The sequence below is a fragment of the Alteromonas sp. 76-1 genome (genome assembly GCF_900654235.1).
GTDB classification, from domain to species: domain Bacteria; phylum Pseudomonadota; class Gammaproteobacteria; order Enterobacterales; family Alteromonadaceae; genus Alteromonas; species Alteromonas naphthalenivorans.
The window spans coordinates 1,265,136-1,286,042 of record NZ_LR136958.1 but is presented as its reverse complement, the minus strand read 5'-3'; the positions used below and the strand labels follow the sequence as shown (position 1 = coordinate 1,286,042).

The window sequence follows — 20,907 nt, the reverse complement described above, 5'->3', positions numbered from 1 at the left end:
ATGTCAAATCATCGCTTCAAAGGCCGGATTTTAAAGCGGTTCCACGCAGCGCAAGGTATGAAAACGTTTCCCCTTATCACGCTACACTGTAACAAAATGTTAACTTAAGCCTGTTTTTTAGCGTCGAATAAGGCGGGATATAAACCAAGTCCCTTCGCTTTATTCACTAGGCTCATAATATCCATGTCGGCCAACTCAAACAGATAATCAAAGTCAGGAAGTATGTAATACAAAGGCTGCATGATATCAATTCTGTATGGAGTTCGTAGCGCATCTATCGCTTTAAGCGGTTTCCTTATTGCCTCGCCGCTCTCTAATGCATATAGCGTTTCACCTGGTGAAGACAATATGCCTCCACCATAAATTTCCAGCGTTTCTGGATTTACTTTACTTCGAACTAACCCAAACTCAACCGTAAACCAATAAAGTCGTGCGAGGTAGATTCTGTCCTCTTTGCTAGCCGCTAAGCCAAGCTTTCCGTAGGTATGGGTAAAGTGCGCGAAAGCCGGATTCGTAAGTAAAGGACAATGCCCGAAAACCTCATGGAAAATATCGGGCTCTTGTAGGTAATCAAATTCATCTTTCGAGCGAATAAAGGTTGCGACAGGAAACTGTTTGTTGGCTAGGAATCTAAAAAATTCGCCAAAATTGATGAGTGCGGGAACTTCGGCAGTTTTCCAACCGGTTTGTGCTAATAACACTTTATCGATATCGGGGAGTTGGGGAATGCGATCATCAGGCAGTGCCAGTAACGACAAGCCTTCCATATATTGATTACAGGCTCGCGTTTTCAATAACGGAAGCTGCCTGGCGTACAACTCTGCCCAGGTTTGATTCTCTTCTTCCGACCAGTTTATAACGCCTTTGCTGTCTGAGGTTTTTGATTGATAAACGCTAGATTTTGCCATAACTGCTTTCGACATATTCCGTGACTGACTTCTGTCAATTAGTCTAATGAAATGCACGCTAACGGGAAGTGTTTACCTATTCTTGCTGCGTAGCCAAGGCGTAACAACTTATTTACAAAACCTCATAACATAATGCTTTACATACAAAAAACCGCTCTTAAAGAAGAGCGGTTTTGCATTTATCGGGGCGTCTCTAGCGAATGTGTTTTAATCTTACTTAACTACAATCTACTGATTTCTCGGTTAAGTTCAAATTCTCTAGAGGTCACATAGGTTTCCATCTTTCGTAGTCGTACTTCCGATTTTTGAAAGCGATTACGAATATCGTGAAATGCTTGTTTAGGTGGCTCACCAGCCTGCCAAACTTTTGTTTTCACTTCCACCTTATGACGACTATTGCTTGATGTAGAATTTGTGTTTTTCCATCCTTTGCCGCGGCTTTGATGCACAGGAGTTTGCTCTTCTGAAGCATCACCTAAAGGCTTCTTATCTAAAATGAACCAGCCCGCGATATAGGCAACAAACATGAATGGGCCTGCAAGTAAGAAAAAGCCTGTCACGGCTAGAATTCGCACTAACCAAGTTTCTAAACCAAAGTAGTGCGCTATTCCTGAACATACACCCGCTATTCTGGCGTTGTCTGTATCACGGTATAGCTGCTTGCCATTTCTCATGCGCGATTCCTCCACTCTGGGGCTTCGCTGTCTAAGATAGCTTCAAGGGTTTGTATTCTATCACTCATTTTTTCAGCTTGTTCAGCAAGTGATTGCAGTGAAGCTTGTTCTTCAACACTCAAACCTTGATTGACTTGTTTTTTGCTACGGTAATGCAAAATTAACCAAATCGGTGCCACAAAAATCATAAATATGACTAAGGGCATTACCAACATTGCAATGATACCTTCATCCATTGTAAATACCTCCAAAAAACCCCGATTAGCCTGCCTAGTGCACCAACACTATAAATCTAACGCCTAAGCAGGCTACCTATAATTATTATTCTGATGTTGAAGATGAACTTGTGCCACCTTTCACTCTTGCTTTAAGCGCTGCTAGCTCTTCGTCTATCTTATCGCCGGTTTCTAATTCTGCAAATTCATCATTTAAGGTCTTCTTACCTAGGTCGTAGGCATCTACCTGCGATTCTAAGTCGTCAATCTTACGCTCGTATTGTTCAAAGCGCCCCATAGCTGAATCTACTTTGGTGCTATCTAGCGTGCGTTTCACTTCTAAGCGTGAACTCGCCGTTTTCTGACGCATGATAATCGTTTTTTGACGACTCTTCGCATCAGCTAGCTTGTCTTGAAGCTGACCAATTTCATCCTGAAGTTTGCTAATTTGCTGTTCAACAACCGTCAACTCGTTAGTCAGTGTCTCAGCAGCTTCGGCTGATTTCTTTCTTTCCTGCAGTGCTGCGCGGGCTAAATCATCACGGTCTTTGCTTAGCGCAAGTTCCGCTTTCATCTGCCAATCGTTAGCGTCTGCTTCGTATTTATTAATTTGGCTTACAATTTCCTTTTTGTTCGCCAACGTTTTAGCCGATGCTGAGCGCACCTCTACTAATGTGTCTTCCATTTCCTGAATAATCAACCGGACCATTTTCTCCGGATCTTCCGCTTTATCTAAAAGCGCATTAATATTCGAATTCACAATGTCAGTGAAACGCGAGAAGATACCCATAATAATTACCTCATAGTCGAAAACTGGTTGTACCAAGATAAACTTGTAATAAGACTATTCAATATGCTTGCCAGTTTTTTAAATTACCCTAACTTGATAATTTTAAAAGATATTCGTTTAGTTTAAATAATGCTCGAACAACAAGTTTTTTTACTCTACACTATTAATTGGTCGAAATGACTAATATTTGAGGGATTTAATGAGTAGGTATCGTCAGCAGGATAATTTGCTAGGCCAAGCGAATAGTTTTCTAGAAGTGCTAGAGCAAATTTCACAAATAGCACCACTGGATAAACCCGTATTGGTGATTGGTGAGCGCGGGACCGGTAAAGAGCTTATAGCAGCACGTTTACACTTTCTGTCTAAGCGCTGGGATCAAAATTACGTCAAGCTCAATTGTGCCGCGCTTAACGAAAGCTTATTAGAAAGTGAGCTGTTCGGCTACGAAGCTGGCGCATTTACTGGCGCAGCAAAGCGCCGAGAAGGACGCTTTGAGATTGCCCATAATGGCACGCTGTTTCTAGATGAGCTGGCAAACACGTCTGGTTTAATCCAAGAAAAATTATTGCGGGTAGTAGAATACGGCGAATTTGAACGTGTTGGCGGTAATAAAACGGTTAAAACCGATGTGCGCTTGGTTGCTGCTACAAACGAAGATTTACCGGCCTTAGCTGACGCTGGAGAGTTCCGTGCTGACTTACTCGACAGGCTCGCCTTCGATGTTATTACCATCCCCCCTTTACGAGAGCGACGTGAAGATATCATGATGCTTGCTGAAAACTTTGCCATTAGTATGGCAAGAGAAATGGAGATGGAACTTTTTAGCGGCTTTACCGAAAAAGCAAAACGCACCTTGCTTGATTACGAATGGCCTGGAAATATTCGAGAGCTTAAAAACGTGGTTGAACGTGCGGTTTATAGAACGAACAACCCACATTTACCTGTTCACGATATTGTTCTCGACCCTTTTGAGTCTTTATTCAGACCAACTTCTCGTATTAAAACCAACGACAGAACCTCGAGTACATCTGAAGCAGAACCAACAGTGCCTTCCAATACAGTTGCAGCTAATGTAGAAGGCATAGTCACCAATAGTGAACCTGCGGCAAACTCATCGCCTGCTGTATTACCGTCGTTAAAACCCGAAACGGTTGAATACCCAATTGATTTAAAAGACCGCTCGCAGCAATACGAAATTGACATGATTAAGCAAGCATTGTCCGACAGTCAATTTAACCAGAAGAAGACTGCGGAGAAACTTAGTCTCACTTATCATCAACTTCGAGGTTATCTAAAAAAATACAACCTGTTAGACTCTTCACCTGAATCGATGGAGTGCTAACTGAATGCCTGTAAAACCGCTTTTTTACGCTGCCTTTACTGTTGTTATGGTAATACTGGTAGCGGCCTGTTCAAAACAAGATGAACATGCATTTTATAATAGAGGTTTGGTGTATTGCTCTGAAAGCAACCCTGTGACGTTTAATCCTCAGTTAGATACGTCTAGCACCACAACCGATGCGTCATCGCATCAGTTGTATGACAGGTTGCTCGATTTCGACCCTGATTCAGGCCGTATTATACCTAGCGTGGCCAGTAGCTGGTTAGTTTCTGATGACGGCTTGACCTACACCTTTCAACTAAGAAAAGACGTTGAATTTCATACCACCCGCTATTTCACGCCTAGCAGAAACTTTAATGCTGATGATGTCATTTTTAGTATTGATAGGTGGCGACTTACCTCACACCCATACCATTACGTATCGGGCGGACGCTATCCGTACTTTGAAAGTTTAGGGTTGGCACAAAATATTGCTTCAGTTAAGCGATTAAACGGGTACAGGGTAGAAATAAAATTAACGCGCAGAGACAGTTCTTTTTTAGCTAATTTAGCCACGGACTTTTCGGTGATGTTGTCACAAGAGTACGGTGAAGCATTGTTACAACAAGGTCTGCCTAATCGTATTGATCAATACCCTATTGGTACAGGCCCGTTTAAATTCGAAAACTACCGCAAAGATCACTACATCCGTTACCAACGTCACCAAACGTATTGGGGCGAGCAAGATAATGCTGAACGCTTAATTTATGACATCACACCAAAGAGCTCATTGCGGCTGGCTAAGTTAATGACCGGTGAGTGTGACGCTACAGCTTTTCCTGCACAAACGGAATTGGAAATTATCCGCTCCCGTGACGACTTATTACTGGCTGAAAAGCCCGGTTTGAATGTTGGTTTTTGGGCATTCAATACCCAGCGCCCTCCCTTCGATAATCCCGATGTACGGCGTGCATTAGCCGCGGCTATCGATAAAAACACGTTGTTAGAAGCGGTTTATTTCGACAGTGCTACCCGCGCGAAAACACTGCTACCTGCCGCAAGTTGGGCCTTTCAAAACGATGCAGATGATACGGCTTACAACCCTGTACTAGCAAGAAAGCTACTAGAGAACGCTGGTGTTGAGCCTGGGTTTACCATGACCATATGGGCTATGCCCATTGAGCGTGCTTATAATCCTAATGCGGCTAAAATGGCAGAGCTGATCCAACGATATTTACGGGAAGTGGGCGTTATCGCCACAATCGTTAGTTACGACTGGGCGACATTTAGACGTCACTTGCAAGAAGGCCTACACGACTCTGTATTAATAGGCTGGTCTGCCGATAATGGCGACCCTGATAACTTTTACCGACCGTTACTGAGTTGTGGTGCCATACCTTCTGGTACTAACCGCGCCATGTGGTGTGATAACGACTATGACGAGCTCTTAGATAAAGCCTTGCAGACAGAAGACCTTGAAGCGCGGCGACTAATCTATCAACAGGTAAATAGACTGCTTTACGAGCGATTGCCGTTGGTGCCTATTGCCCACGCTTATCGTTATCAAGCCTATAGAAATGAACTTGAAGGCATGACCATTAACCCCTTTGGCGGTGTTAGATTTGGCGGAGTAGGTAAATCACTGTGATTCAAATATTATCGCGATACGGTGTGTTATTTATCTTAACCCTTTTGGTGTTAACCGCCATGTCATTCTCATTGGTGTATCTATTTCCTGGTGATGTGCTAGAAAACCTTACCGGCATTGTGCCGCAGAATGAGATTCAGCGTGAGGCGCTTATGCGTCAATTTCGCTTAGACCAACCCTATGTAGTACAGTTTTTTTACTATTTATCGTCTTTACTACAAGGCGATTGGGGTTACAGTCTAGCGTCAGGCCTGCCCCTTCGAGAAGAAATTGGTATCGCCATGCCCGCGACTATCGAGCTCAGCACTTATGCGATGCTGATGGCGCTTTTCATTGGTATCCCCTTGGGATATTACGCAGGGCTAAAAAGTTACTCTACTACCGACCACACTATTAATGCATTGAGCATTACCACTTATTCATTTCCCGTGTTCTGGTTGGCACTTATTCTAATCCTGTTTTTTAGCTTACACCTTGATATTGCGCCTTTGTCTGGCCGGCTTAGTTTATTGTTCGATATTGAACCTGTAACTGGCTTTGTGCTTATAGATATTATGCTGGCCGAGGATATCGATCATGGGCTTGCCTACCGAGATGCTATTTCGCACCTTGCTTTGCCTACGTTGGCAATAGGGGCAATAACAACCGCTTCAATGGTGCGAATTACCCGTCGCTCGGTTATTGATGTTATTCACCGCCCTTATATTGTGGCCGCGCGCTCTAGAGGTGTATCTGAATGGCAAATTTTCTTTAGGCATGTACTTCGCAATGCATTGCTGCCTATATTGCCCTTAATGGCAATCCAAATTACTACGCTCATCACCAATGCCATGATAGTTGAAACCTTATTTTCATGGCCAGGGATTGGTAGCTGGTTAATTCAAGCAATTTATCAACGAGACTTCCCTGCGCTTCGAGTAGGAATGCTGGCGGTATCAACTCTCGTTATTACGTTAACTATTATGGTCGATTTGTTTAACCGCATTATCGATCCTAGCCGAGAAAAGTACGAACGTGCCACAGTTTAGTTTATACGAAGAGGAGTTTCATCCGTCTCCCTGGCAACGCACTTGGGCAGCCTTCCGTGGCAGTCACATTGCGATTGTTGGTCTTATTTTGCTTGGCTTCTTTATCATTTTTTCACTGTTCGCCCCGGTGGTTTCGCCATACAACCCAGCGGAACAAAATATAGATGCGCTGCTTATTCCCCCTAGCTGGGAAAGCAGTGGTTCTATAACTCATTTATTTGGCACCGATCCCCTCGGCCGAGATGTATTCTCTCGTATCATTTACGGCTGCCGCACTACGTTAGGGTCGGGGTTTCTTATGGTGGTGCTAGCCATGCTGATTGGCGTGAGCATAGGTACATTCGCGGGTATGTTACGGGGCGTGCGTTCAAGTATTGTGAATCATTTGCTAGATGCCTTAATGGCCATTCCAACCTTACTTATTGCTATTATTATCGTGGCTATTCTTGGAACAGGGTTGGTCAATAGTATGTGGGCTATTACGCTTGCACTTATTCCACAGTTTGTTCACCGTACGCGTACCTTTGTACGCGCTGAAATGAAAAAAGAATACATTATGGCGTCGAAATTAGACGGCGCAAATAGATGGCAACTATTCGTGCACTCTATTCTTCCTAACATGACAGAAATGCTTGTGGTGCAAGGCACTGTGGCACTATCGATTGCGGTAATTGATGTGTCTGCATTAGGCTTTTTGAATTTAGGCGCGCAGTCACCACTCGCAGAGCTTGGGGCAATTTTGGGCGACGGTCTTGATGTGGCCTACCTCGCCCCTTGGAATGTGGCATTGCCTGGCATTGCGATTTTCTTATTGGTGTTGTCGATAAATATTGTGGGGGACGGTCTACGTTCTGCACTCAGAAAAAGAGTGAGCCACTAATATGCCTATGCTAGACATTAAAAATTTAACCTTAGAAATGGTAGATGGTGACACCACCATTAAGGCTCTCGACAAGGTAAATTTAACCGTTAATACCGGTGAAATTCGCGCTCTGGTGGGTGAGTCTGGCTCGGGGAAAAGTTTAATTGTATCTGCCATCTGTGGCGCCCTGCCCTCGCAGTGGAGAATGACTGCAGATCGCATGAGTTGGAAAGGGGAAAACTTATTAAGCATGTCAAAATATCAGCGCAGAGAAGTCATGCGCCGAGATATTGCTGTTGTATTTCAAAACCCTCAGACTAGTTTAGATCCCTCTGCCACCTTAGGTGAACAACTTGAGGAAAGCATTCCCGACGAATTTGTAGAAGGCTACTGGTTTTGGCAGCGTGCACAACACAGAAAACGTATTGCCATAAGCACAGTACACAAGGTGGGCATAAAGCAACACAGGCATTATTTGAATGCCTACCCCCACCAAATCCCCAGTGACATTGGTCAAAAATTTATGATTGCCATGGCGTTGGTATCTCAGCCGAAACTATTAATTGCTGATGATCCCACTCGCGGGATGGAGCCAACTACCAAAACGCAAATTCTTAAGTTATTTACTCGTTTAAACCAAACTCGCTCATTAAGTATTTTGTTTGTGAGTCATGATTTGTTGGCTATTGCCAGTATGTCCCATTCCATGACTGTGCTTTACGCAGGGCAAACCGTAGAGTCGGGTAAAATGAAGCACATTAAGAAACGTCCGCTTCACCCGTATACCAAAGCATTATTGGACAGCGCACCGAGCTTCAGAAAGGATTTGCCGCCGAAATCTCAACTTCCTACGCTGGGCGGCTCTATCCCTACGTTGCAACATTTACCTATTGGGTGCCGTCTAGGGCCACGCTGTCCTCGAGCACAACGTGCTTGTGTGTCTAGACCTGCAGTAAGGCATATTCACGACCACACCTATAACTGCCATTTCCCGCTGCATATGGAGAAGTTATGACAGACATTATGCAGGTAGATGGATTAACGTTTAGGCATAACGACAAGAAACGTTGGCTAAAAAAGCCTGAGATATTTGAATTGGGGCCTATCGACCTGACAGTGCAACGTGGCGAAACCATTGCGATTATTGGTGAAAACCGCGCAGGAAAGTCATTGTTAGCAAAATTACTGGTGGGCGCTATTCCTGCTGATGAAGGGGTTATTGAGCTTAATAGCCACAAATATTTGGCGAAATACAACCAACACAAAAACCAACAAAAACGCACCCACGATATTCGCATGATATTGCAACACAGTAGTGAGTCGATGAATCCTTCTGTACCCGTAGGAAAAGTACTCGACGAACCCCTTCGGTTAAACACAAATTTAACGGAAGCGGAACGTAAATCCCTGATTGAAGAAATGCTGACAAAAGTAGGCTTGCTACGAGAACATTATTATTTCTATCGTCATATGCTGTCTGACGGCCAACAACAGCGTGTATCCCTCGCCCGCGCCATTATATTGAAGCCGAAAGTACTTATTGCCGATGAACCATTTGCGGCCCTAGACCCGTCTATACGCTCGCAAACGGTAAACCTTATTTTGAAGCTACAACAAGAAATGGGGTTAGCGTTTATCTTCATTAGTCATAACTTGGGAATAGTTCGACATATCGCCGATCGGGTTATTGTGATGGAAAATGGCAATATTGTGGAAGAAGGGAAAACCGAAACGATTTTTCGATGGCCAGAACACACCATCACTAAGAAGCTTATCTTGGCCTATCAGTCGTTAATTACGAACAATACCATCAGTTAGCTAACGTTGATTTTTGAAGGAAATTTGAAGCTGCTTCGTTTAGCGACGCTAACACTATTTCATATAACACCATTTAAAATGCGCTTTATACCAAAACAAAAAATGCGGCCTAGGCCGCATTTTTTGTTTATATGAGTGAGTCTATATAACCTCGCCCTGTCGCCAATTTAAGTCAATTGGCTAACGCATTAACCTACTAGCGCCAGTAAGATACCCGCAGCAACAGCTGAACCAAGTACACCTGCCACATTCGGGCCCATGGCATGCATCAATAAGAAGTTATGAGGGTTAGCTTCAAGTCCAACTTTATTCACAACCCTTGCAGCCATTGGCACTGCCGATACACCAGCAGCACCAATGAGTGGATTAATTTTACCGCCACTCATTCGGCTCATAAGCTTAGCCATTAACACGCCTGTTGCAGTACCAATAGCAAACGCTACAGCACCTAAACCAAGAATACCCAAGGTTTCAACGGTTAAAAATTTCTCAGCAGATAGCTTAGAACCCACCGCTAGCCCTAAGAAAATAGTAACGATGTTAATTAGCTCGTTTTGCGCTGTTTTGCTAAGCCTATCTACTACACCACACTCTTTTAATAAGTTACCAAAGCAAAACATACCCACTAGAGGCGTTGCTGATGGCAAAAATAGAATAGTTAAGAATAGTGTAGCCAGTGGGAAGATAATCTTCTCACGTTGCGATACAGGACGTAATTGCGCCATTTCTATAGTGCGTTCTTCCTTACTAGTCAGCGCTTTCATAATGGGGGGCTGAATAATAGGTACCAGCGCCATATATGAATAAGCTGCGACCGCAATAGCCCCTAATAAATCGGGCGCTAATCGAGAGGCTAAAAAGATAGCCGTTGGACCATCAGCACCGCCAATGATAGCAATCGCACTGGCATCTTTGAGCGTAAACTCAAAGCCAGGGATCATATTAAGCGCAATTGCACCGAACAAGGTCGCAAAAATACCAAACTGTGCAGCCGCGCCTAGCAACAACATTCTAGGGTTTGCAATTAAGGCGCTGAAGTCCGTCATTGCGCCCACGCCCATAAAGATAAGCAGCGGGAAAACCCCAGTGTCTATACCGATAGCGTAAATGTAATGGAGCAATCCTCCCGCCTCTGAAAACCCAGCTAACGGGATATTGGTTAATAAGGCACCAAACCCAATAGGGATTAACAACAGCGGTTCAAATTTTTTCACAATCGCTAAGAACAGCAACAGGAAGCCTACTGCCATCATGATTAACTGGCCTGACTCAAAATGTGCCAGTGCAGTGCTGTCCCACAGCACCATCAACTTATCCATGAATTACCCCAGCGCAATAAGTGGTTGAGCACTGGCTACGGCATCGCCTTCACCCACGAGTACTTCACTAACGGTACCGGAAACAGCAGAGCGAATTTCAGTTTCCATTTTCATGGCTTCTAAAATAATAACCACATCACCTTCGTTCACTACATCGCCAGCACGCACAAGTATTTTAAACACATTACCGGCTAACGGTGCGTTAATGCTTTGAGCACTTTCACTACTGCCAGCAGATGCCGGCTGAGGTGCGGCTGTAGTTGGCTGACTTGGGGTTATGCTAGATAATTCACCTGATGCTGCTACTTCAACATGGTATACCTTACCTTCAACTTTTACATCGTAAGCTGCCGGTGCGCCAGTAGCTGACACAGGCGCTGCCGCAGCAGTTGGTGCACTTGATGCAACATCAGATTCAGTGCCGGGTGCAGGTTCAAATGCGTCAGGGTTACCGCGATTCTCTAAAAACTTCAGGCCAATTTGCGGGAACAAGGCATAGGTAAGTACATCGTCAATCTTAGTATCTGACAATGTAATGCTTTTCTCTGATGCTAACTTAGTGAGCTCTGTTTCAAGGCTGTCTAGTTCAGGTGCGATATTATCTGCCGGACGACAGGTAATGGGCTGGCCACCATCAAGCACACGCTCTTGTAATTCTTTGTTCACTGGCGCAGCCGTAGCGCCATATTCGCCTTTAAGGACACCTGCCGTTTCTTTGGTGATGCTCTTATAACGTTCACCGGTAAGTACGTTTAATACAGACTGCGTACCTACAATTTGCGAGGTTGGCGTAACCAAAGGAATAAAACCTAAGTCTTCACGTACGCGAGGAATTTCTTTTAATACTTCTTCAAACTTGTCTTCAGCGCCTTGCTCTTTTAACTGGCTTTCCATGTTGGTTAACATGCCGCCAGGTACTTGAGCGAGCAAGATACGGGCATCAACCCCTTTCAAGCTACCTTCAAATTTACTGTATTTTTTGCGCACGCCACGGAAGTAGCTGGCGATTTCTTCAAGATCCGGCAATGACATGCCCGTATCTCGTTCTGTGCCCTCTACAATAGACACCATGGTTTCCGTCGCGGTATGACCGTAAGTCATACTCATTGAAGAAATTGCCGTATCGAGCATGTCGATGCCGGCATCGATGGCTTTTTGGTAAGTGGCCGTACTCAACCCTGTGGTGGCATGGCACTGCATAGCAATAGGCACACTGACGGTTTCTTTAAGCCCTTTAATAAGTGCTTCACAGTCGTAAGGCTTAAGCAGCCCTGCCATGTCTTTCACACAAATAGAATGAACGCCCATATCTTCGAGTTGCTTGGCCATATCCAGCCACAGTTGAAGATTGTGGACAGGACTCACCGTGTAAGAAATTGTACCCTGGGCATGAGCGCCACTGTCAACAGTCGCTTTAATCGCAGTTTTTAGATTACGCATGTCGTTCATGGCGTCGAAGATACGAAATACATCAACTCCATTCTCATGTGCACGCTCAACAAAACGTGTCACTACATCATCAGCGTAATGGCGATAGCCTAATAAGTTTTGACCTCGCAACAACATCTGTTGCTTCGTATTTGGCATTGCCGCTTTAAGCTGGCGAATGCGATCCCAAGGATCTTCCCCTAAATAGCGAATACAGGAATCAAATGTCGCCCCGCCCCAAGATTCAACAGACCAAAAACCTGCTTTATCAAGTTTTTCGGCAATAGGCAGCATATCTTCTATACGCATACGCGTAGCAAGTAGCGATTGATGGGCATCACGCAAGACTAGCTCGGTTAAGGCCAGTGGCTTAGACATGGTAACTCCTGAATGATTTGTTTAATTAATTTTTATTGGCTTGACGATGAGTATGAACAGCAGCGGTGATAGCAGCAACAACATTACCATCGACACCAGCTTGAACCGCTTTTCTACGAGGTGCAGCATACTGAGGTGCGGCTTCGCCCGGAAATGCTTCACAAAATTTTGCAATTAGGTGAATTCCAACGATTAACAATGCCAGGAATGAAAAAACAAATACCATTCCTATTAGCATCAGTGAGCCGGCTTCAAGCAGCAAACTGCTAACTGATTCTGTTTCCATGGTGAACTCTTCAAAAATTTCGTTGTGAATAAGTATCATGCGAGGGTATAAAACACAACAAAAAAGCAAGTGAAATGCATATGCAATCACACTTTATGCTACTAAAAAGCAATAAAATAACTATTTATGCTAAGTGAATGGATATATTTTCACAAAATATACTTAATGAACTCCTGTGGTTTTCGTGAAATCCATATCAAGTTGTTTAGCGAAATGTGTAGCGTGCCTAGCAACAAGTTCTAATTGGAAGTCGTTTTTGTCTTGAGGAGTATAAGAAGATACATTAACCGAACGTCCTTCTTTATCAATCGCCATGAATGAGATGAAGCAAGGATTGGCGACTAACGTGTATAAATGAGTTGAAGCGAATTGTGCAGATTCGTAAAAGAATAGAAATTTTAGATGCGGAAATAAAAAAACCCACCAGATGGTGGGTTTTCTTATATGGCGCGTGTGGAAGGATTCGAACCTCCGACCGCCTGGTTCGTAGCCAGGTACTCTATCCAGCTGAGCTACACACGCGTAAACTTTTTTACTTTAGGGTATTACCCCCAAAGGTGACGCATTTAAAAGAAGTGGCGCGTGTGGAAGGATTCGAACCTCCGACCGCCTGGTTCGTAGCCAGGTACTCTATCCAGCTGAGCTACACACGCGCAATAAAACTTTTGTTGACCGTCACACCATCAACGAACAATGGCGGAGAGGGAGGGATTCGAACCCTCGATACCAGTATTAGGTATGGTTCCTTAGCAGGGAACTGGTTTCAGCCACTCACCCACCTCTCCTTAAGTGGTGCCGCATTTTACGGATTCACCGGCCGGAGTCAAACCTTTTTTAGATAAAAATGTTTACTCGCTGTCATTTTGTACGATTCGTACAAAAAACCTGTATTTTGGTTAGGTTATAATCAAATTTTAGCGGGTTAATTTAGGAATGCACGCCTTCGTGCAAAATGAACTTTTATAATAAATATCGAAAAATACCTAAATTTTTTTAAATTAATTTAAAAAAATCCCTATAAACAAAAAAGGCCAGCATAAGCTGACCGATTTTTGTGCAGAGAGTGATTACTCAGCCGTTCCAGGTTGTCCACCTTTCTCAGCTTGAATTCTCATGTAAATCTCTTCACGGTGCACAGAAACTTCTTTTGGTGCATTCACACCAATTCGGACCTGATTCCCTTTTACACCTAGAACAGTGACAGTTACATCATCACCAACCATAAGTGTTTCACCAACTCGACGAGTCAAAATAAGCATTCGCTTGCTCCTGTTCCTTAATACTGAACATTTCCTTAATTACTCCGCCACTTATCGGCACGACCCGACAGTAGCAACAGTGATTCCATGTTTCTGTGTCACTTCAAAAACTCACTGCAAGTTTCAGATTTGATTATAGCTTATCTTCTAACCAAGCGTTAACTGATTCTAACGCTGTGCTTAGATGCTCTGGCTTATCGCCACCCGCTTGAGCCATATCAGGGCGACCTCCCCCTTTTCCGCCAACCTGCGCGGCAATAAAGTTAACCAACTCGCCTGCTTTCACTTTACCGGTAAGGTTTTTCGTCACCCCAGTGATAAGATTGACCTTATCTTCACTTGCCACACCTAATACTACGATGCCTTCGCCAATTCGGTTTTTAATATCATCCATCATTGAACGCAGTGATTTCGCTTCAACACCTTCTAACTTAGCAATAAGTACTTTTACGCCATTTATTTCAATAGCGTTACTAAGCATATCAGCACCTTGCTGACTCGCCAGTTTTTGTGTGGCAGAAGTGAGTGATTTCTCTAGTTCTTTAGTATGAGTTTGTACTGCGACTACCCGTTCAACCAAGTTTTGCGTATCGGTTTTTAACAAACTAGACAGCTCTGCCAGCGTAGCTTGCTGGTCTTGAACATAATGCAGCGCCTGCTCACCAGTAATGGCTTCTATACGGCGCACACCTGATGCTATGCCCGCTTCGCTGGTAATTTTGAATAAACCAATATCGCCAGTACGATTAACATGCGTTCCACCACATAGTTCTACAGAGAAAGGCCCCATAGTGACTACACGTACTTTCTCGTCGTACTTTTCACCGAACAACGCCATTGCCCCTGATGCTTTGGCTTCATCTAAATCCATCAGTTGGGTTTTCAACGCATGGTTTGCACGAATTTCTTCGTTAACTCTGCGCTCAACCTGAATAAGCTGAGCGGGTGTTACTGCTTCAAAGTGAGAGAAGTCGAAACGCATACGCTGCGCTTCTACTAATGAACCTTTCTGGGTAACGTGCTCACCTAACGTCTCGCGAAGTGCTGCGTGAAGTAAGTGTGTAGCACTGTGATTCTTCTTCACAGCATCACGGTTTGAGTTATCAATGGCAGACGTTACACGCTCACCTTTGGTAATGGTGCCCTTCACTTTCCCTTTGTGGGCAAAAGCATTCCCCATTTTTTGAGTGTCGGTAACGATAAACTCGCCATTCGCAACACGCAGTACCCCTTTATCACCAGACTGGCCACCGCTTTCTGCGTAGAAAGGCGTTTGATCTAAAACCACAACCCCTTCTTGACCGTCTTCTAAACGCTCACAAAACGCATTATCTGCAATAAGCTCTACAATATTTGCTTCGCCTTCAACATCACTGTAACCGGTGAAGGATGTCGCATGGTCTATAGTCAGCGTATTGTTATAATCGGCACCAAAGTTACTGGCTTGTTGCGCACGGGCGCGCTGTGCCTGCATAGCACTTTCAAACCCTTCCACATCAATTTTAAGGTCGTGTTCGCGGGCAACATCGTTAGTTAAGTCTGTGGGGAAACCGTAAGTGTCATAAAGCTTAAACACCACATCACCTGGAATAGTGTCACCTTCGAGGGTTTCTAGCGTATCGTTTAGCATTGCCATTCCACGGGCTAAGGTTTTGCTGAACTGCTCTTCCTCTACTCGTAATACCTTTTCAACTACCGGTAATTGGTCTACAAGCTCTGGGTAAGCCTCACCCATTTCTTTGCTTAGTGCTGAAGCCAATTTGTAGAAGAAAATATCGCTGGCACCTAACTGGTAACCATGACGTACAGCACGGCGAATGATACGGCGAAGTACATAACCTCGGCCTTCATTAGAAGGCATTACGCCATCACAAATTAGGAAGCTACAAGAACGAATGTGATCGGCAATAACCCGTAAAGATTTATTTTCTAAATCTTCGCTGCCTACAATTGTGGCCGCCGCTTGAATCAGGTTTTGGAATAGGTCGATTTCGTAGTTGCTGTGCACATTTTGCAAAATAGCTGAAATACGCTCAAGCCCCATACCGGTATCGATAGATGGCTTAGGCAATGGCTCCATCGTGCCATCAGCTTGCTTGTTGTATTGCATGAATACCAGGTTCCAGATTTCGATAAAACGATCGCCATCTTCTTCTGGTGTTCCCGGAGGCCCGCCCCAAATATGCGCGCCATGGTCGTAAAATATTTCTGAACACGGACCGCATGGCCCTGTGTCACCCATAGACCAGAAGTTATCTGATGTACTGATGCGGATTATCTTTTCTTTAGGAACACCAATGTGGTTTTCCCAAATATCAAAGGCTTCTTCGTCTTCTGAATAAACGGTAACCAGAAGCTTTTCTTTTGGAAGGCCGATTTCTTTTGTTAAGAAATTCCATGCAAACTCAATGGCTTCTTTTTTGAAATAATCACCAAAACTGAAGTTACCTAGCATTTCAAAGAAAGTATGGTGACGGGCGGTATAACCAACGTTTTCTAAATCATTATGCTTACCACCAGCACGAACACAGCGCTGAGAAGAAACCGCACGCGTGTAGCTGCGTTTTTCCGCTCCTAAAAACGTATCTTTAAACTGGTTCATTCCCGCGTTAGTAAAAAGAAGCGTTGGATCATCTGCTGGAACGAGAGACGAGCTAGCCACAGGCTGGTGACCATGACTCTGGAAATAATCTTTAAACTTTTGGCGTAAGTCAGCAGTTGATAATGTCATTGAAAACCTAACTTCCTTAATACATTGAATGAGAATGTGCGGGATTGATGCCACTAGCGGATTAATCGTTAGATTAACCTTTTTAATAACCGCCTAGTTGTTTATGCATTTCATGCCCTCGCACGGATGTGCGCAACAATACCATGGTTAGCGCTTTTTTGTTAAGCCCATAGCCTGCTGTACCAGTATAAATAAGCCCTTTTATACCCGTTATAAAGGGCATAAATGAATTTTATGCGATTTTTATTCACCCTTGACAGCATATTCAATATGTTCGCTGTAAAAACCACGGTATTGAAGAAACTGCTTTTGCTTCATCAGTAACTTAAAATCAGTTTCTTTGAAGGGGCCAAATTTTTTATCTTTAACCCATTTCGCTTTTTCAAACCAGTCAGGTTCTATTTCATCAAGGGCCCGTTCAGCGGCAAGTTCATCCACCCCGTATTGCTGCAAATCAAGTTTAATTTTTCTAGGGCCAGAGCCCTTCATGTACAAAGCACGTGCGCGACTTTCAGCGAACCGCTCGTCACTTTGAATATCCGCCTCCCGAAAGGCTTCCAGTACAGGCATAAAAGCCTCACTTTCGATGCCTTTTTGTGAAAGCTTGCGGCAAATCTCTGAAAAGCTATGCTCTCGTCGTGCAAGCATGCGGGTAATCGCGTCGGTAATGAATTTTCTGTCAAATTCTGACATTTTATTAATCGAAACCTTCTTAAAATACTTTTCAATCTCGTTATATTACTATTAATGGTAATCTTTAGCGTCGTTGAACGAAAGTGAATAAAGTAAACGTAAGCATGGAATATAAGGTAAAAGTAGTTAATGCGGTGGCGGATATTCCCCAAGTTACATGGGATGCGCTTGCAGAAGGCGAAGGCCCATTTTTACGTTACGACTTTTTAAATGCGCTAGAACAAAGTGCGTGCTGCGATGAAGCGTCAGGCTGGTTCCCGCAACATCTTGTCATTGAACAAGCGCAAACGACTGACCAGGCGACTATTAACAAGGATGCGTGCCCTTCGTCTGTTGAAAGCGCGGTAATAGCCATTATTCCCGGCTATTTAAAAACGCACAGTTACGGCGAATATGTATTCGACCATTCATGGGCAAATGCATATCACCAGCATGGTATTCCTTATTACCCGAAATGGGTTGCCGCTATTCCTTTTACGCCGGTCTCTGGTTCGCGAATTCTAACGCATGAAAAGGCGCCGTTTAGTGACACGCTTTTAGCCCTTATTTCTCAAACCGTGCAGTCAATGGTCGAAGAAGCCATCTCTTCCTGTCATTGGCTATTTACCAACGCCCGCACTCAAGAGCTTCTCGGTAATCATTCAGGCTTACTCACCCGCTACGCCGTTCAATTTCAATGGCATAACTACCAGTACACCAGTTTCGACAGCTTTCTAAGTGCGCTAACATCGCGTAAGCGCAGAGACATGAAAAAAACACAACGAAAGCTTGTTGAACAAGGCATTCATTACCGCCATTTAACCGGCAGTGAAATAACCGATGAGGTACTCGACTTTTTCTTGCAATGCTATCAAGCAACGTATTTAAAGCGCAGCGGGCATACTGGCTATTTAAATGAGGATTTTTTTAGACAGTTGCGCGATACCATGGCCGACAATATGCTTATTGTCACTGCATACAAACATGACTCTCCTATCGCCAGCGCTTTGTTCTTTTTTGATGATACTGGCTTATATGGCAGATATTGGGGTGCACTTGAGGAAGTCAGCGGGTTGCATTTTGCGTGCTGCTATTTTGAAGGTATTGCTTTTGCGATCGAAAAAAAGCTTCCACTTTTTAACCCTGGCACCCAAGGCGAACATAAAATTCTTCGTGGTTTTGAACCTATTTACTGCCAATCGCAACATGAACTGTTTTCGGCCCCTTTTCATGATGCTGTAGCGTCATTTTTACAACAAGAATCAGAACATATTGTGGCGTATTTCAATCAGGCCCAAGATGTTTTACCTTTTAATAACGATATAACACCTACCCTAAAAACGACAAACACCCCTAATCCTTTATTAGCGGTGAATAATCATAATGAGAAAACGATATGAAACAAAAACTACTCGCGCTAGCCATAGCAGCTTCGTTGGGCTTAGCAGGCTGTGGTCAACCAGAACAAAATAAACAACAAGCAGCTGACAAGATGGCAATGGAAGAAGAAATGGGTCAGGCTGAACTCGGTTCATTTGGCGTAGATTTAACTGCCCGGAACGAAGCGGTTAAACCTGGTGATGACTTCTTCATGTACGCTGGCGGTACCTGGTACGACAATTACGAGCTTCCTGCTGATAAAACCCGATTTGGTGCATTTACAGCCCTAGCCGAGCGCAGTGAAGAGCAGGTTAAAAATATTATTGACGGGTTAATGGAAAAAGAAAACTTGAATGCTGATGAGCAGCTTGTTCATGATTTCTTTGTGTCTTTTATGGACGTAGAAACCCTTAACGAAAAAGGCCTTACACCTATTTCTGATGTGTTGTCGTCTATTGATGCTATTGCTTCAACTAAAGATTTGACCGAAGTATTTGGAAAAAGTTGGCTCACCGGTGCTAGCTCTCCTATTGATACTGGCATGTGGTACAACCGTTTAGATCCCAATGAGTACCAGCTTAGCGTTGGTGTTGGGGGTCTTAGCTTACCCGATCGCGATTACTACATTAGCGATCACGAAAGGTTCGTAAAAATTCGTGAAGCTTACCTTGCCCACATTGAACAGATGTTAAACTTTGCAGGCGTTGAAAATGCCGCAGAGGAAGCTGCCACCATTCTTCAACTTGAAACCGAAATAGCAAACATTCAGTGGCCTCGTGAAAAACGCCGCGACCGCGACCTTACATTGAACCAAATTGAACGCAGCAAACTTACCGATGCTTATCCTCAATTTGATTGGGACACTTTTCTAGCACAAACCGGCTTTAAAGCCCCTGAACTTAATATCACCCAACCTGAACCCATTAATGATGTCATTGATATTATCAATGAAACTAGCCTAGATGATTGGAAGGCTTACCTGACTTACCACACCATTAAAAACAACGCTGGCTTACTATCGGAAGATATTTATTTAGCTAACTTTGATTTCTATGGCACTACGTTAAGTGGTCAGCAAGAGCCTCGCCCTCGTTGGAAACGTGCAGTCAGCCAAATGGCTGGCACTGAATCTTTAGGGTTTGCTATTGGTAAGATATACGTTACTGAGTACTTCCCAGAAAGCTCGAAAGCACAAATGGCAGAGCTGGTTGAAAATTTACGTACTGCCCTGAATGAACGTATCGATAACCTTGATTGGATGGGTGAAGATACCAAGGTTAACGCGAAAGAAAAACTTATGGCATTTCGCCCTAAAATTGGCTACCCAGACAAATGGCAATCTTTCGACGGCCTAACCATTAACAGTGATGACTTGGTAGGAAACGTGCGCAATCTGCGAGAGTTTTTCAAAGCTGAAGGCATTGCGAAAGAGCTAGAAAAAACCGACCGTGAGCGTTGGGGCATGACCCCGCAACGGGTTAACGCGTATTACAATAGTTCGTTTAACGAAATTGTTTTCCCTGCCGCTATTCTCCAGCCGCCGTTTTTCGATCCTAACGCTGATGCCGCAGTGAACTATGGCGCAATTGGTGCGGTTATTGGCCATGAAATGGGCCATGGTTTTGACGATCAGGGTTCTAAGTCTGATGCTAATGGTATTCAGCGCAACTGGTGGACTGACGAAGACCGCGCGGCATTTGAGAAAAAAGCAGACATGTTAGCCGAGCAATACAACCAATATGAGCCGATTGAAGGTAACTTCGTTAATGGCCGCAACAGCTTGGGCGAAAATATTGGTGATGTAGGTGGTTTATCAATGGCTTACCATGCTTACAAACTAAGCTTAAATGGTGAGGAAGCGCCAGTAATTGATGGCCTAACTGGCGATCAGCGTTTCTTCCTTGCATGGGCCCAAGTCTGGCGAGAAAAGCGTACCGAGGAAAGCATGTTAAACCAGCTACGTGGTGGAACGCATGCTCCGGGTCGTTACCGTGCACAAGCCCCACGCAACCACGATGCTTGGTATGAAGCCTTTGACGTGCAACCTGGCGATGACTTGTATCTTGTGCCAGAAGAACGGGTTCGTATTTGGTAATGTAAGTGGATACCCATGCGGACGCTTTGTCCGTGTGGGCTTCTTTGAAGATAGTGTCGGAAAATGAAGTTTATGTGATTAAAGGCTTTGAATCT

General features: G+C 44.1%; 18 protein-coding genes and 3 tRNA genes. 8 read left to right on the top strand and 13 right to left on the bottom strand.

Annotation, left to right across the window (positions count from 1 at the left end; translation table 11 throughout):
• Positions 1-104: 104 nt before the first annotated feature.
• The 4 genes from phhA to pspA form a co-directional block, all read right to left on the bottom strand.
• Positions 105-908 (bottom strand): phenylalanine 4-monooxygenase, encoded by an 804-nt coding sequence (phhA, locus tag ALT761_RS05360; protein ID WP_129740567.1) that lies wholly within the window; start codon positions 906-908, stop codon positions 105-107.
• Positions 909-1,129: 221 nt separating this feature from the next.
• The gene (gene pspC / locus ALT761_RS05355; protein WP_129737122.1) at positions 1,130-1,582 is read right to left on the bottom strand and encodes an envelope stress response membrane protein PspC; all 453 of its coding nucleotides are present in this window, start codon (positions 1,580-1,582) and stop codon (positions 1,130-1,132) included.
• A complete protein-coding gene (gene pspB / locus ALT761_RS05350; protein ID WP_013785052.1) occupies positions 1,579-1,818 on the bottom strand; it encodes an envelope stress response membrane protein PspB in 240 nt (79 codons plus the stop codon). Before pspB ends, pspC begins: the two co-directional genes overlap by 4 nt.
• An 85-nt stretch (positions 1,819-1,903) precedes the next feature.
• Entirely contained in the window at positions 1,904-2,587 is a 684-nt protein-coding gene (pspA, locus tag ALT761_RS05345; RefSeq protein ID WP_129737120.1) for a phage shock protein PspA, read from the bottom strand.
• 199 nt (positions 2,588-2,786) lie between these two features.
• Here pspA and pspF point away from each other — a divergent pair, with 199 nt between their 5' ends.
• The 6 genes from pspF to ALT761_RS05315 are packed head-to-tail and all read left to right on the top strand — an operon-like array spanning position 2,787 to position 9,264.
• Positions 2,787-3,929: a phage shock protein operon transcriptional activator gene (gene pspF / locus ALT761_RS05340; protein WP_013785054.1), complete on the top strand. Its 1,143-nt coding sequence runs from the start codon at positions 2,787-2,789 to the stop codon at positions 3,927-3,929.
• A 4-nt stretch (positions 3,930-3,933) separates the two neighbouring features.
• On the top strand, positions 3,934-5,556 hold the full coding sequence (locus tag ALT761_RS05335; protein ID WP_129737118.1) for an ABC transporter substrate-binding protein: 1,623 nt from the start codon (positions 3,934-3,936) through the stop codon (positions 5,554-5,556).
• Positions 5,553-6,584 carry an ABC transporter permease gene (locus ALT761_RS05330; protein ID WP_013785056.1) on the top strand — a complete coding sequence of 344 codons (1,032 nt, stop codon included), beginning with the start codon at positions 5,553-5,555 and terminating at the stop codon, positions 6,582-6,584. Before ALT761_RS05335 ends, ALT761_RS05330 begins: the two co-directional genes overlap by 4 nt.
• Entirely contained in the window at positions 6,571-7,464 is an 894-nt protein-coding gene (locus tag ALT761_RS05325; RefSeq protein WP_013785057.1) for an ABC transporter permease subunit, read from the top strand. Before ALT761_RS05330 ends, ALT761_RS05325 begins: the two co-directional genes overlap by 14 nt.
• A gap of 1 nt (position 7,465) precedes the next feature.
• The gene (locus tag ALT761_RS05320; protein ID WP_126871955.1) at positions 7,466-8,461 is read left to right on the top strand and encodes a peptide ABC transporter ATP-binding protein; all 996 of its coding nucleotides are present in this window, start codon (positions 7,466-7,468) and stop codon (positions 8,459-8,461) included.
• Positions 8,458-9,264, top strand: coding sequence for an ATP-binding cassette domain-containing protein (locus ALT761_RS05315; RefSeq protein WP_129737116.1), 807 nt, complete (start codon positions 8,458-8,460; stop codon positions 9,262-9,264). The genes ALT761_RS05320 and ALT761_RS05315 overlap by 4 nt, the downstream gene beginning before the upstream one ends.
• 188 nt (positions 9,265-9,452) lie before the next feature.
• Here the strand turns inward: ALT761_RS05315 and ALT761_RS05310 are convergent, their stop codons facing one another.
• From ALT761_RS05310 to ALT761_RS05270, 9 genes are all read right to left on the bottom strand, one after another.
• The gene (locus tag ALT761_RS05310; protein ID WP_013785060.1) at positions 9,453-10,583 is read right to left on the bottom strand and encodes a sodium ion-translocating decarboxylase subunit beta; all 1,131 of its coding nucleotides are present in this window, start codon (positions 10,581-10,583) and stop codon (positions 9,453-9,455) included.
• 3 nt (positions 10,584-10,586) lie between these two features.
• Positions 10,587-12,389: a sodium-extruding oxaloacetate decarboxylase subunit alpha gene (gene oadA / locus ALT761_RS05305; RefSeq protein ID WP_129737114.1), complete on the bottom strand. Its 1,803-nt coding sequence runs from the start codon at positions 12,387-12,389 to the stop codon at positions 10,587-10,589.
• 25 nt (positions 12,390-12,414) lie between these two features.
• Positions 12,415-12,675, bottom strand: a complete 261-nt coding sequence (locus ALT761_RS05300; RefSeq protein WP_041452987.1) for an OadG family protein — start codon at positions 12,673-12,675, stop codon at positions 12,415-12,417.
• Between the two features lie 445 nt (positions 12,676-13,120).
• Positions 13,121-13,197 (bottom strand) — tRNA-Arg (locus ALT761_RS05295).
• 54 nt (positions 13,198-13,251) lie between these two features.
• Positions 13,252-13,328 (bottom strand) — tRNA-Arg (locus ALT761_RS05290).
• A 41-nt stretch (positions 13,329-13,369) separates the two neighbouring features.
• Positions 13,370-13,460: transfer RNA gene (locus ALT761_RS05285), tRNA-Ser, on the bottom strand.
• Positions 13,461-13,742: 282 nt separating this feature from the next.
• On the bottom strand, positions 13,743-13,934 hold the full coding sequence (gene csrA, locus ALT761_RS05280; RefSeq protein WP_013785064.1) for a carbon storage regulator CsrA: 192 nt from the start codon (positions 13,932-13,934) through the stop codon (positions 13,743-13,745).
• Between the two features lie 133 nt (positions 13,935-14,067).
• Positions 14,068-16,665: an alanine--tRNA ligase gene (gene alaS / locus ALT761_RS05275; RefSeq protein ID WP_129737112.1), complete on the bottom strand. Its 2,598-nt coding sequence runs from the start codon at positions 16,663-16,665 to the stop codon at positions 14,068-14,070.
• Positions 16,666-16,908: 243 nt separating this feature from the next.
• The gene (locus ALT761_RS05270) at positions 16,909-17,358 is read right to left on the bottom strand and encodes a regulatory protein RecX (RefSeq protein ID WP_129737110.1); all 450 of its coding nucleotides are present in this window, start codon (positions 17,356-17,358) and stop codon (positions 16,909-16,911) included.
• Positions 17,359-17,462: 104 nt separating this feature from the next.
• On the opposite strand from ALT761_RS05270, the gene ALT761_RS05265 reads away from it, so the two are divergent.
• Both ALT761_RS05265 and ALT761_RS05260 read left to right on the top strand, forming a co-directional pair.
• Positions 17,463-18,737 (top strand): GNAT family N-acetyltransferase, encoded by a 1,275-nt coding sequence (locus ALT761_RS05265; RefSeq protein WP_129737108.1) that lies wholly within the window; start codon positions 17,463-17,465, stop codon positions 18,735-18,737.
• Positions 18,734-20,812: a M13 family metallopeptidase gene (locus ALT761_RS05260; protein WP_129737106.1), complete on the top strand. Its 2,079-nt coding sequence runs from the start codon at positions 18,734-18,736 to the stop codon at positions 20,810-20,812. Before ALT761_RS05265 ends, ALT761_RS05260 begins: the two co-directional genes overlap by 4 nt.
• Positions 20,813-20,907 lie beyond the last annotated feature (95 nt).